Below are 12,941 nucleotides of genomic sequence, written 5' to 3' on the forward strand. Positions count from 1 at the left end.
CATAAAAATAAATCTAACCACTTACTCTCTCTAAAAAAATCAAAAAAAATAGTAAAAAAGTTATTTATTCATTTTAGATTCATCTTTCTTAGCTAAAATAAAATCATCAAGAGAAACTTGATAAGTTAATAAAAAAGAAAGTTGGAACATATCATGAAAAAAACAATTAAACAAAAAACAGTTATCACACTTGCATCACTTGGTCTCGCATGTAGTTCAGTAGTAGTGTTTGCTAATACTGCTAAAGCTACTAAAAGTACTGGGTCAACTACCCAATCAAGTTTGACGGTAGACCAAGCCAAAGAAAAAGCTCTCAATGAATCAAAAAGTGGTCAGGTAATCGGTTATGAGCAAGAGGCTAAGTTTGGAAAAACTGTTTTTGAAATTACTATTCTTGATGGTCAAAATGAGAAGGAGTACAAAATTGATGGTCAGACAGGGGATGTCTTGAAGTCTAAAACGAAAGACTTGACCAAGGATAAGGATGATAAGCAATTGATTAATGCTAGTTATAAGATTGATTTAGCTGGTGCTGAAAGTCAGGTTAAATCTAAATATCCTAAGTCTACTATTGAAAAATTGCAATTAGATGTTGAGAATAATACACTTGTCTATGACGTTAGTCTAACTGAGGGCAAGAAAGAGATTGATCTTGAACTTGATGCTAATACAGGCCAAATTGTAGAAGAAGACATTGAAACAGAAAAAGATTAATTTTAGTTATTAATAATCTAAATCTCGACTAGTCCTTTACTAGCCGAGATTTTTCATACGAACATGATATAATATGGGATAAGAGAGTGAGAGTAGATGTCTATGAAAATATTAGTAATTGAAGATGAAGTTGACTTGAACCGAAGCATAGTGAAATTATTAAAGACACAAAAATACAGTGTTGATTCGGCTTATGATGGTCAAGAGGCATTGGATTACATCAAAGTTTCACAGTATGATGTGATTATTTCAGATATTATGATGCCTAAATTAGATGGTTTGGGGGTATTGTCCTACTTGAGAAATCATCATATTAAGACACCGATTTTGTTGTTAACGGCAAAAGATACACTAGAAGACAAGGTGACGGGTTTGGATGCTGGTGCAGATGACTATCTCGTAAAACCTTTTGAATTCGATGAATTGTTAGCTAGAATTCGTGTCATGCTTCGAAGAGATAATAGGGAAAATCTAACCAGTAGTGTGGTTTTTGGAGACTATTGTCTAGATTTTGTGAAAAAAACGTTGACTCAAAATGGCCAGCTGATTGACTTAACCTCTAAGGAATTTGAACTTCTTGAATGCCTGGTTAGACACCCGAATATTGTTTTAAGTCGGGAGCAAATTAGAGAGCATATTTGGGATTTTGATTATGTGGGAGAATCGAATATCATTGATGTGCTAGTCAAGAATATTCGAAAGAAATTGGGGAATCCGTCAATTATTCAGACAAAGAGGGGCATGGGCTATGTTTTCAAAAATGAAGAATCAGACTAAACAACTCTCTATAATTTCGAAGGTAACACTTTGGTATACAGTGTTTGTCTCCTTACTATTCATTGTCATGTTTGTAGCCTCTTTTATCATATCAGGAACTTGGTCTGACTATGAATCACGAAGTGAGTTGGAACAAGAAACGGTAGAATTGTCTACGGATCTTGATGATTTTGAATCCTTTGATGATGGTATCTATTTTGCACTCTACAATCAAAATAAGGAGTTTGAAAAAGGGGCACTCCCAAGTGATTTTGATGCGAATGCTTCCTTTAAGTCTGGTAAATTATCTACCTATAGCAGTTCACAAATGAACTATTATTATTACGATGTTTATAATGCCAAGAAAGGAAAGTGGATTCGTGGTGTGCGAACCGCATCTGGACTGAGTAAGGAATTAACCTTGTTTTTAATTTCGATAGCTATTCTTGCTCCCATTTCAATTCTTGGTATGGCATGGGTAGGACGTCGAATTTTAAAACGTGCATTTGTGCCAATTAAAGATGTGACTCAGATGGCGGAAGAGATTACAGAAAGTAGAGACTACACTAAACGTGTTTCCTCTTCTTATAAGCTGTCTTATGTTGAAACGACACGATTGACCAAAGTTTTTAATGACATGATATCATCGGTCCAGTCGACTTTTGAGAAAGAAAAGCGGTTTAATCAAAATGTTTCTCATGAACTTAGAACACCACTTTCTGTCATCTTGTCTGAAAGTGAGTTTGGTTCGAAATATGCTGATAGTCTGGAAGAATCCAAAGAATCCCATACTATCATAAACCGTCAGGCGAAATTAATGAAAAATATGACGGAGCAAATTTTGGAGTTGTCTAAAACTCAGAAGCTTAATTGGAATGATTTAGAAAGATTATCGTTGTCAAGCCTGATATCAGAATATTGCCAGGCACAAGAAAGAAAGTGGGCAGAATCAGCTATTGATTTTAAAGTAGCTATTGAACCCAATTTATGGATAAAGGGTGAGAAGTTACTTGTCATCCGAATGCTAGATAATCTGCTGAGTAATGCTATGAAATTTACTCGTACTAGTATTTCCATTACTCTTGAAAGGGTGGACAATCAGGCTCTTTTAAAAGTGGCAGATGATGGTATTGGTATCTCAGAAGACCAGCTCAATAAAATCTGGGACCGTTTTTATCAGGTCGAAGATTCTCGAAACAAATCGCTCAATAGTGGTGTTGGGTTAGGTTTATCCTTTGTCAAAGATATTGCAGAGTTACACCGGGCAGAACTTGATATTCAGTCTAAAGAAGATGTTGGGAGTAGCTTTATGATTCGTTTCCCTCTATGTGATTAGGAAAATGGGGTGAGTCTAAAAAGTAGTTATTTCTAGCTAGACTATTTTAAAGTCTTACAGTTTAGCTTCTATATTGAACTAGGGGGAGGTTACTAAACTTCCCCTTTTTGATTTACGGATCAGATATGTGCAGTCTGAAAAATTAAATGATAGAATGGCAATAGATAGGAGGATACAGAAATGTTAAACTATGATTTGATTGTTATCGGTTTCGGTAAAGCCGGTAAAACTCTGGCTGCTAAGATGAATGCAGCTGGTAAGAAAGTTGCTGTCATCGAGCGCAGTAAAGCGATGTATGGTGGTACTTGCATTAATATTGCTTGTATCCCAACTAAGACTATGATTGTTGCGGCTGAGAAGGGCTGGTCATTTGACGATACCATGAAAGAACGTGGTGCAGTGACTGGTCGTCTTAATGCTAAGAATTATAAAATGTTGGCAGACAATGGCGTTGATGTCATTGATGCAGAGGCACATTTTGTGTCAAATAAGGTTATTGAAGTAGTGGCTGGTGATGACCGCCAAGAGCTAACAGCTGAGACTATTGTCATCAATACAGGTGCCGTGTCTAATGTCTTGCCTATTCCTGGCTTGACAACAACTAAGCATGTTTACGATTCAACTGGTATTCAAACCCTTAAAGCCTTACCAAAACGTTTAGGTGTCTTAGGTGGTGGTAATATCGGTCTTGAATTTGCTGGCCTTTATAACCGTTTGGGAAGTCAAGTGACTGTCTTGGATGCAGCGACTAGCTTCTTGCCACGTGTGGAGCCATCTATTGCTAAGTTGGCCAAGGAATACATGGAAGAGGACGGCATTGTCTTTGAGCAAGGTGTTAAAACTTCCGAAGTGAAAAATGACGGTGATGAAGTTGTCGTTGTTACTGACAAAGGCGAGTTCCGTTTTGATGCACTCCTCTATGCGACAGGACGCAAGGCTAATATCGAACCTCTTCACTTGGAAAATACTGATATCGCCTTGACTGAGCGCGGTGGTATCCAGGTCAATAAACATTTGGAAACAAGTGTTCCTGGTGTCTTTGCAGTTGGTGATGTTAATGGTGGTCTTCAATTTACCTATATCTCACTAGACGATTTCCGTATTGTCTTTAATTACCTAACTGGTGATGGCAGCTATAACCTTGAAACACGTGGAGCTGTTCCAACTGCTATGTTCCTCAACCCACCTTTGGCACAAGTTGGTCTTACTGAAGACCAAGCCAGAGCAGCAGGTGGACCGGTTGCTGTCAAGGAACTTCCAGTTGCTGGTATGCCTCGTGGTCATGTTAACGGTGATTTGCGTGGTGCCTTCAAAGCTGTGGTAAATCCTGAAACTAAGGAAATCTTGGGTGTAACCCTCTTTGGTCAAGAATCTCATGAAATTATTAATTTGATTGCCTTAGCGATGAACCATGGTATCCCATACACAGATTTGGCTAAACAAATCTTTACTCACCCAACTATGGCTGAGAACCTAAATGATTTGTTTGCGATTTAAAATGAAAAGAGCCGAGAGGCTCTTTTTTAACGTAGAAGAAAAGTTTTTTAAGGCTTTCCTTAGGTGAGTACGGTCGTCAGCGACCTTCTTCGAAGTTCCATGACTAATTTTTGAGCCCCTTCACTTTTTAATTTCTAGGCTCAGGCTAAAACAGTTCCCCGAACTGTTTTACTCTCAAAAATTCCGAGTTTCTGAAACTTTTCTCACAGCGGAAAGTCTTGTAAAAAGTAAATCTCAAATCATAGTTTAATCTATTCGATAAATTCTATAGAAATGTTTGGCCATATTGTATTCCAATTTTTCTTCTTTACTCTCTCGTTATAGACAGTTTGTCGTTCTTTATCTGAAAAGTAATGTGGTGTGGGAGAGACTCTGAAGTTAACTAAATCGTCTATTCCAAAGGGAATAAAAACCTCTAGTTCCTGATTGTCATTTAGTCTAGCGGCTATGGCAGTACATTTTTCGGGAAATTTTAAAACAGCATCTGTAGAGCTAATATACTTTTCAGTATTAGGGCTATGTATATTCATATAAAACTGATTTTTTATTTCCCAATTGTATTCAGGATGTCTTCTCTTTATTTGATTTTCTATTTCAAGAGTTTGTTCATATGATATATCTTTATCAAAGAAGATGACATCTATATCTGAAAAATTTATATTAGAAGATGTATTTCCAGTACTTAAGTAGTCCCAAATATAATTGCGTATAGTTCCAGCACAAAGCCAACAGTCATTTAGTTGAAAAGAGTGGATAATCTTTAATAGTGCCATTAGTTCGGAGTTCTGTTTAATTAGTTTTTTGACATCAATCATTTTAAAACCTCATTGGTATTGTACTAGTTTAAGATAGAAATATCAAAATAAGACCAGATCTCTAATACAAAGCGACACTCTAGGTTAGATGTCGCTTTTTTTGCGCTTTGATGATAAGATAGAAGTGCTATAAGAAAATTCTTTAGATTGGTGCTCTTTGTCTCTTTGAATGCATGATTGACCTTGAGTCACCACTAGAATCTGTATGAAAAATCTAGAAAGACACTCGCCTGCAAATTCGTCTGTGAGTGTGTGTAATTTATGACTAAGAAAGTAGGAGTGGGCAAGGCTCACAGTAAGATTATTTTGATGGGGGAGCACTCGGTTGTTTATGGTCATCCTGCCCTTGCCCTCCCTCTTAAGGATATTGAGGTTGTCTGTCAGATTCAGGCGGCTGAGACTCCTTTGACGCTCAAAGCTCAAGATCCCTTGACGACAGCGATTTTTTCAGCGCTTAATTATCTGGAAATCAAGAATCAGCCTATCAGCTATGCTATTAAGTCTAGTGTCCCTGAAAAGCGTGGCATGGGGTCGTCTGCGGCTGTAGCCATTGCGGCAATTCGAGCGGTCTTTGATTATTTTGATCAGGAGCTTAGCCAGGAGACCTTGGAAATGCTAGTTCATCAGGCGGAGACCATTGCCCATAGTAAACCTAGTGGTTTAGATGCAAAGACCTGCTTGAGTGACCAAGCCATTAGCTTTACGCGTAATATCGGTTTCAAGGAAATCGAGGTCAATTTAGGTGCCTATCTGGTCATTGCTGATACGGGTATCCATGGAAATACCCGTGAGGCCGTGGAAAAGGTTGAAGCCATTGGTTTAGATGCCTTGTCAGATCTCAACCAACTGGGCGAATTAAGTAAGAAGGCAGAACGTGCCCTCAAAGCCAAGGATCAAAAGCTTCTTGGTCAGCTCATGTCTCAAGCCCATAATCACCTTAAATCTTTAGGGGTGTCTTGTGATTTGTCGGATCTTCTAGTAGCAACTGCTCTGGAGCATGGTGCACTGGGAGCCAAGATGTCAGGCGGAGGACTTGGTGGCTGTATTATTGCCCTGACAAGTACTAAAGACCAAGCCCGAACGATTGCTAAAAAACTTCAAGAAAAAGGAGCCGTAAACACGTGGATAGAAAGCCTGTAAGCGTCAAATCGTACGCAAATATTGCTATTGTCAAATACTGGGGTAAGGCGGATGCGGAGCGTATGATTCCTTCAACCAGTAGTATCTCACTGACTTTGGAAAATATGTATACGGAAACCAAGTTATCTTTTCTGACTGAGGATGCGACTGGTGATGTCATGTATATCGATGATGAGCTCCAAGGGGAAAAAGAAACAACCAAGGCCAGCAAGGTTTTAGATCTCTTCCGTACTAATCCAAACCAACATGTCAAGATTGAAACTTGGAACAACATGCCAACAGCAGCGGGTCTATCCTCAAGTTCCTCAGGACTTTCTGCCCTAGTTAAAGCAGCTAACGAGCTCTTCCAAGTCGGAAAAACGCAGTCTGAATTAGCCCAAATTGCCAAGTTTGCTTCAGGCTCATCATCACGTTCTTTCTTTGGACCATTGGCAGCCTGGGACAAGGATAGTGGTGAGGTTTACCCGGTTGAAACAGAACTTAAATTGGCCATGATTATGCTGGTTTTGACAGATCAAAAGAAACCCGTATCAAGCCGGGACGGTATGAAATTGTGCACCGAAACATCGACCTCTTTCCCAGAGTGGATTAAACAGTCTGAGCAGGATTACAAGGCTATGTTAGACTACCTCAAGGATAATGATTTCCAAGCAGTCGGTGAGCTCACTGAAGCTAATGCTCTTCGTATGCACCAAACAACAAGTACGGCTAACCCACCATTTTCTTATCTAACGGAAGCCTCTTATCAGGCTATGGACAAGGTTAAGGCTCTCCGTGCTTCTGGTGAGCAATGTTATTTCACAATGGATGCAGGACCAAATGTTAAGGTGCTTTGTCTGGAAGAAGACCTGGACCGCCTAGCAGACCATTTCCGTAAGGACTATCAGGTCATCGTTTCACGCACCAAGGAGTTGCCAGATGACTAAGCAGTCGGTCAATCAGGTCACAGTAAAAACAGGTGGGAAACTCTACATTGCTGGAGAATACTCAGTCTTAACAGCTGGGCAGACAGCCCTAATCCAATTTATTCCCATTTTCATGTCAGCAGAGGTCAAGGAAGCACAAACTACCCAGTTGTCCTCAGACATGTTTGACTATAGTGTTAGTCGTGAGCCAGCCGCAAATTACGCCCTCATTCAAGAGTCTTTGAATACTTTTGAGGCCTTTTGTGGTGAGAAGTTACCCGCTCTGGACCTTTCCATCACTGGAAAGTTGGAACGAGATGGGGTTAAATTTGGTATCGGTTCTTCGGGTTCTGTTGTGGTATTGACCCTCAAGGCCTTGGCAGCAGCCCTTCAGAAAGACTTATCCAAAGACATTCTCTTTAAGCTAGCTAGTTACACCCTCCTCAAGCAGGGAGATAATGGTTCTATGGGAGATTTAGCTTGTATCGTATACGAGGATTTGATTTCCTATCGTTCCTTTGACCGTGAAAAAATAGCAGAGCTTATAGACCAAATAACTCTAACAGAGCTTTTGGAAAAAGACTGGGGCTATCGTATCAGTCCTGTAGTGCCAGTTCTCAAAGCTCACTTTTTGGTGGGGTGGACCAAGCAAGCTGCTATTTCAAAAGATATGGTTAAAATGGCTAAATCTCGCATATCAAGCAAGTATTTAAGTGAAACAGAAGTTGCCGTCCAAGATGCCCTCAAGGCACTGGAAACAGGAAATAAGAATTTACTTAAGAGCAGCCTTCAAACTGTCAGTGACCAGTTGGAATCAGTTAGTCCAGATATTTATGTGGCCAAGCTGAAAAAACTCAAAGAAGCTGAGCAAGGCCTAGATGCCATTGCTAAGTCTTCTGGAGCAGGTGGTGGTGACTGTGGTATTGCCTTTGCCTTTGACCAAGCTAGCCGAGATAGCCTAGTTAATCGCTGGCAGCAGGAAGATATAGAGCTTTTGTATGAGGTTTAGGGGTCAGCTAAGTAGACATTATCACGCAAGAAAGTAAAGAAATAACCTATGACAAATCGTAAAGACGATCACATCCGTTATGCCCTTAAGTACCAGTCGCCCTACAATAGTTTTGACGATATGGAACTTATCCACAAGTCTCTACCGACTTATGATTTAGATCAGATTGACTTGTCCACACATTTTGCGGGACGAGATTGGAATTTTCCCTTTTATATCAATGCCATGACAGGTGGTTCTGCCAAGGGTGGGGCTGTCAATCGAAAACTAGCTGAGGTGGCCAGTCGAACAGGTATTCTCATGGTGACGGGTTCCTACAGTGCTGCTCTAAAGGGGGAAGCACCAGAATCCTTTGACTATCGCCAAGAGTTTCCAGACTTAGACCTAGCAACTAATATCGGTGTGGATAAGTCTGTGGACCTGGGCATTAAGACGGTGGAAGCTATGAACCCAGTCTTTTTACAGCTCCATGTTAATCTTATGCAGGAGCTTCTCATGCCTGAGGGAGAGCGTATTTTCCATACCTGGAAGGAAAATGTGGCGGCTTATGCACAGAAAATAGAGGTTCCTCTTGTGCTTAAGGAGGTCGGCTTTGGTATGGATGTGGAAACCATTCGTTACGCCATGTCTCAGGGCATCAAAACTGTGGATATCTCAGGTCGTGGTGGGACTAGCTTCGCCTATATTGAAAATAGTAGAGGCGGTAACCGAGATTACCTCAATGACTGGGGACAAAGCACCGTTCAGACCCTCTTGCAAGCCCAAGACCTTCGTGAAGCTGTGGAAATCCTAGCCTCAGGTGGCGTGCGAAACCCACTTGATATGGTCAAATGCTTGGTCCTTGGAGCAAAAGGCGTTGGCCTCTCGCGAACAGTTCTTGAATTGGTGGAACGTTACCCTGTGGATAAGGTTGTAGCTATCGTTAATGGCTGGAAGGACGACCTTCGTCTCATCATGTGTACCCTTGATTGTCGAACTGTTGATGAGCTCAAATCTGTGGATTACATCTTACATGGTAAGCTACAAGGGACTTATATCAAGCAAAGAAAGTAGGAAAGATCCAAGTGCTCTTTTTTAATTTTTAAAGATGATAAAACAATTTCTCTAGGCGATGATATTATGGAGACATCATTTTAACACCGGTCAAGGATAAATAATAACATTCTTGATTTGATTTGTTTCTAGCGAGCACTTAACGAGACTTTTCGCTGTGAGAAAAGTTCTAGAAATACAAGTATTTCTAGAACTCGGAATTTTTGAGAGTAAAACAGTTTGGGGAACTGTTTTAGCCTGAGCCTAGAAATTAAAAAGTGAAGGGGCTCAAAAATTAGTCATGGAGCTTCGAAGAAGTTCGCTGACGTCCCTACTCACTTAAGGAAAGTCTAAAAAAATCCATTTTACAAAAGAATATCTTACAAAAAAGAGCGGAAGCTCTTTTTTTATTACCCACTCAAGCAAAAAAGTAACTTTTCCCCTTGACAAGTTACCGCCTTAGGAGTATTATTTTCAGTGAAATACGGTAGGTGAGGCTACCACAAGGATACGGATGACTACCGCAAAGCAGTGGAGACACTACTCGTTGGTCAACAGTCCTGATCGCCAAGGTCAAGACTAAGCTCATTTCATCGCCTTGCGGAGCTAAAGCTTGAACGGTCCATTTTTTGACAGAATCTATTAAAAAATCAACCTCGAGTTTATAGAGTCTTACCTGTATATGGGTAGGACTCTTTTCTTTTGTCTGAGGTCCACCCACTATGTAAAAAAATGAAAGGAGAAACCTATGAGACTAATCGACGATCACCCCGAACCGCACCTAACCAGTCAATCGCTGATTAGTGTCTTAGGGACTCCATAAGTGATTGGCTCCTGATTAAATAAGGAGATTCCAATGTCAACAAATAAAGAAAGACTTATTGCTGCTCTTCAAGAGCCACTTGAAACAACCCTTACTCGCTACAAGACTCATTTGGATGGCTTGAAGGAAGACCAAGTAGAAGAAAACCGTGACCTTTATGGGGAAAATGTCATAACTAAAGGACAAGAGGATTCTATCATCAAAAAGATTTATGAATCTATCATCAATCCCTTTACTGTTATTCTCTTAGTCATTGCTCTGGTTTCCTTTATCACCAATGTCTGGCTTGCTAAACCGGGTGAAGAAGACCCAACGACTTCTATCATCATTGTCACTCTAGTTTTGATATCTGGTGGTATCCGTTTTATTCAAGAACTTCGTAGCGACAAGGCTGCCAGTAATTTGTCTCGCATGATTGTCAATACAGCAACAATACTTCGAGATGGCAGTGAGCAAGAAATCCCAATTGATGAAATTGTGGTTGGAGATGTGGTCAAACTAAGTGCGGGAGATATGATTCCGGCTGATGTGGTCTTACTAGATTCTCGTGATTTCTTTGTTCAACAGTCTGGCTTGACAGGTGAAAGCGATGCTGTGGAAAAAGCTTGTCTGGCTAAAGCAGATGGTCAAAATCTAGAGAGCCTGCTTGAAAGTGAGAGCCTTGCTTTCATGGGAACTAATGTTATCTCTGGTCGTGCAACTGCCTTGGTTTTAGTTGTTGGTGATGAAACCATGATGGGAGCAATTGAGCAGACCATCAATACTTATGACGAACCAACTTCATTTGAACGTGAGATGAATTCCATTTCTTGGCTCTTGATTCGACTCATGTTAGTTATGGTTCCTGTTGTTTTTGTGATTAACGGTTTAACAGATGGGGACTGGCTTGAAGCCGGCGTCTTTGCCCTTAGTGTGGGAGTCGGTTTGACCCCAGAAATGTTGCCGATGATTATCACAGCCAGTCTTGCCAAGGGTTCTATTATTATGGCCAAGGAAAAGGTGGTCATCAAAAAACTTAATGCTATTCAAGACCTAGGGGCTATCGACATCCTTTGTACGGATAAGACAGGAACCCTGACTCAGGATGAAATCGTTCTTGAGTACCCTCTTGATATCCATGGTGACCTTGACCTATCAGTACTTCGGAGAGCCTATCTTAATTCTTATTTCCAAACTGGCTTAAAAAATCTTATGGACCGTGCCATTATTAGCCGAACTGAAAGAGAAGCTAAGAAACATGACATCGTTCGTGACCTTGACCAGACCTTCCACAAGATTGATGAGCTACCTTTTGATTTTGAACGTCGTCGCATGAGTGTCATTGTTCAAGACACTGATGGATTTGTTAGCATGGTGACAAAAGGTGCCCTTGAAGAAATGCTCTCTGTTTCTAACTATGTGGAATACAAGGGAGACATTATCCCATTGACTGACGATGTTCGTGAGGAAGTCCTTGCGGAAGTTGCACAGTTGAATGAACAAGGTTTGCGTGTTCTCGGTGTTAGCTACAAATCACAGCTTAATGAAAATGACGTCTTTAGTGTCGAAGATGAAAGTGATATGATTTTGACGGGATATCTTGCCTTCCTTGACCCACCAAAACCATCAGCAGCACCTGCTATCAAGGCTTTGGCGGAATATGGTGTGACCACAAAAATTTTGACTGGAGACAATGATAAGGTGACACAGGCTGTCTGTGAAAAAGTTGGTCTAGATGTGACGCACATTCTACTTGGAAGTGATCTTGATACCATGTCAGATCAAGATTTGGCTAAGGCTGTGGAAACGACAACAGTCTTTGCTAAGTTATCCCCAGACCAAAAGGCACGAATTATCCTAAGCCTTAAGGAAAATGGGCATAAGGTAGGCTATATGGGTGATGGTATCAACGATGCCCCATCCATGAAGGTGTCAGATGTGGGGATTTCTGTGGATACAGCTGTTGATATCGCCAAAGAAACTGCAGATGTTATCTTGCTTGATAAGGATTTAATGGTCTTGGAAAAAGGTTTGGTTGAAGGACGGAAGGTCTATGCTAATATGACCAAATATATCAAGATGACCGTTTCTTCAAATTTCGGGAATATCTTTTCTCTCCTCTTTGCCAGCATTTTCTTACCATTCCTACCAATGGCACCTGTGCATTTGATTGTCCTAAATCTTGTCTATGATATCTCTTGTATCGCCCTTCCATTTGACAATGTGGACAAGGAATTTCTTAAAGAGCCACATATCTGGGAAGCCAAATCAATCATGCGTTTCATGGCTTGGATAGGACCTATTTCGTCCGTATTTGATATTTTGACATATATCTTGCTCTATTTCATCATTGTGCCAATGATTTTGGGGCATGGCTATGTTCATGGTTCACCAGAAGCAGCAGCCTTTATCATTATTTTCCAAACAGGTTGGTTTATCGAATCTATGTGGTCTCAAACCATGGTTATCCACATGTTACGTTCACCAAAACTACCATTTATTCAAAGTCACCCAGCACTATCAGTTGTTGTGACAACCTTATTTGCTGCTTTCTTTGTGACTTCTCTTCCATACAGTCCATTGGCTAGTCTCTTAAAACTCAGCCATCTAAACGGTCTCTATTTCATTCTCTTGTTTATCATCATTACTTTGTATATGCTTAGTGTTACCTTTGTGAAGCATATCTATATTAAGAAATACAAAGAATGGTTATAGGATAACTATTCTTAGAAAAAGAGCGTCAGCTCTTTTTTCATTACCTTTCATTCTGCCAAAACCTTTTCATTTATGGTATAATAGGGCGATTATAGATAATCAGAGGCCCTAAAAAACGTCTGTTATGAGGACATCTTTTCTAAGAAATGAGAGACTATGTTTTCAAGGCCCCTTTCTTTCGTAGGCTATCCCAGTGGGAGGTTGAGGTCCTGAGATTTGG

The 12,941-nt window shown here is 40.4% G+C and carries 10 protein-coding genes and 1 riboswitch; of the genes, 9 read left to right on the top strand and 1 reads right to left on the bottom strand.

The genetic code is table 11. The annotated features are described in order from the left end of the window. The first annotated feature begins 153 nt into the window (after nucleotides 1-153). The 4 genes from H7T99_RS06660 to H7T99_RS06675 all read left to right on the top strand — a co-directional run bounded on the left by H7T99_RS06660 (nucleotide 154) and on the right by H7T99_RS06675 (nucleotide 4,303). A complete protein-coding gene (locus H7T99_RS06660) occupies nucleotides 154-714 on the top strand; it encodes a PepSY domain-containing protein (protein ID WP_037602048.1) in 561 nt (186 codons plus the stop codon). Between the two features lie 102 nt (nucleotides 715-816). Continuing rightward, nucleotides 817-1,491, top strand: a complete 675-nt coding sequence (locus tag H7T99_RS06665) for a response regulator transcription factor (RefSeq protein ID WP_037602124.1) — start codon at nucleotides 817-819, stop codon at nucleotides 1,489-1,491. After that, on the top strand, nucleotides 1,463-2,806 hold the full coding sequence (locus H7T99_RS06670; RefSeq protein WP_037602050.1) for a sensor histidine kinase: 1,344 nt from the start codon (nucleotides 1,463-1,465) through the stop codon (nucleotides 2,804-2,806). Before H7T99_RS06665 ends, H7T99_RS06670 begins: the two co-directional genes overlap by 29 nt. Before the next feature lie 180 nt (nucleotides 2,807-2,986). Further along, nucleotides 2,987-4,303, top strand: a complete 1,317-nt coding sequence (locus H7T99_RS06675; protein ID WP_037602052.1) for an FAD-containing oxidoreductase — start codon at nucleotides 2,987-2,989, stop codon at nucleotides 4,301-4,303. A gap of 251 nt (nucleotides 4,304-4,554) precedes the next feature. Here the strand turns inward: H7T99_RS06675 and H7T99_RS06680 are convergent, their stop codons facing one another. Beyond that, a complete protein-coding gene (locus H7T99_RS06680) occupies nucleotides 4,555-5,118 on the bottom strand; it encodes a nucleotidyltransferase family protein (protein ID WP_037602054.1) in 564 nt (187 codons plus the stop codon). A 261-nt stretch (nucleotides 5,119-5,379) separates the two neighbouring features. Here H7T99_RS06680 and mvk point away from each other — a divergent pair, with 261 nt between their 5' ends. The 5 genes from mvk to mgtA all read left to right on the top strand — a co-directional run bounded on the left by mvk (nucleotide 5,380) and on the right by mgtA (nucleotide 12,721). Further along, nucleotides 5,380-6,258 carry a mevalonate kinase gene (mvk, locus tag H7T99_RS06685; protein ID WP_037602056.1) on the top strand — a complete coding sequence of 293 codons (879 nt, stop codon included), beginning with the start codon at nucleotides 5,380-5,382 and terminating at the stop codon, nucleotides 6,256-6,258. Beyond that, on the top strand, nucleotides 6,240-7,184 hold the full coding sequence (mvaD, locus tag H7T99_RS06690; RefSeq protein WP_037602058.1) for a diphosphomevalonate decarboxylase: 945 nt from the start codon (nucleotides 6,240-6,242) through the stop codon (nucleotides 7,182-7,184). Before mvk ends, mvaD begins: the two co-directional genes overlap by 19 nt. After that, nucleotides 7,177-8,172: a phosphomevalonate kinase gene (locus H7T99_RS06695; protein ID WP_037602060.1), complete on the top strand. Its 996-nt coding sequence runs from the start codon at nucleotides 7,177-7,179 to the stop codon at nucleotides 8,170-8,172. The genes mvaD and H7T99_RS06695 overlap by 8 nt, the downstream gene beginning before the upstream one ends. A 48-nt stretch (nucleotides 8,173-8,220) precedes the next feature. Next, complete coding sequence (gene fni, locus H7T99_RS06700; RefSeq protein WP_037602062.1) at nucleotides 8,221-9,225, top strand: type 2 isopentenyl-diphosphate Delta-isomerase; 1,005 nt, start codon at nucleotides 8,221-8,223, stop codon at nucleotides 9,223-9,225. A gap of 455 nt (nucleotides 9,226-9,680) precedes the next feature. Then, nucleotides 9,681-9,836: riboswitch (M-box (ykoK) riboswitch) on the top strand. Between the two features lie 224 nt (nucleotides 9,837-10,060). Beyond that, complete coding sequence (gene mgtA / locus H7T99_RS06705; RefSeq protein WP_037602064.1) at nucleotides 10,061-12,721, top strand: magnesium-translocating P-type ATPase; 2,661 nt, start codon at nucleotides 10,061-10,063, stop codon at nucleotides 12,719-12,721. Nucleotides 12,722-12,941: the final 220 nt, after the last annotated feature.

The organism is Streptococcus sp. 17.1 (genome assembly GCF_016648655.1).
Taxonomy (GTDB): domain Bacteria; phylum Bacillota; class Bacilli; order Lactobacillales; family Streptococcaceae; genus Streptococcus; species Streptococcus salivarius_E.

Excerpts from the sequence above, each read along its gene's own strand:
- H7T99_RS06660 (WP_037602048.1), top strand. The coding sequence starts at position 154 with ATGAAAAAAACAATTAAACAAAAAACAGTTATCACACTTGCATCACTT.
- H7T99_RS06680 (WP_037602054.1), bottom strand. The coding sequence starts at position 5,118 with ATGATTGATGTCAAAAAACTAATTAAACAGAACTCCGAACTAATGGCA.
- fni (WP_037602062.1), top strand. The coding sequence starts at position 8,221 with ATGACAAATCGTAAAGACGATCACATCCGTTATGCCCTTAAGTACCAG.
- mvk (WP_037602056.1), top strand. The coding sequence starts at position 5,380 with ATGACTAAGAAAGTAGGAGTGGGCAAGGCTCACAGTAAGATTATTTTG.
- H7T99_RS06670 (WP_037602050.1), top strand. The coding sequence starts at position 1,463 with ATGTTTTCAAAAATGAAGAATCAGACTAAACAACTCTCTATAATTTCG.
- H7T99_RS06665 (WP_037602124.1), top strand. The coding sequence starts at position 817 with ATGAAAATATTAGTAATTGAAGATGAAGTTGACTTGAACCGAAGCATA.
- mgtA (WP_037602064.1), top strand. The coding sequence starts at position 10,061 with ATGTCAACAAATAAAGAAAGACTTATTGCTGCTCTTCAAGAGCCACTT.
- H7T99_RS06695 (WP_037602060.1), top strand. The coding sequence starts at position 7,177 with ATGACTAAGCAGTCGGTCAATCAGGTCACAGTAAAAACAGGTGGGAAA.
- H7T99_RS06675 (WP_037602052.1), top strand. The coding sequence starts at position 2,987 with ATGTTAAACTATGATTTGATTGTTATCGGTTTCGGTAAAGCCGGTAAA.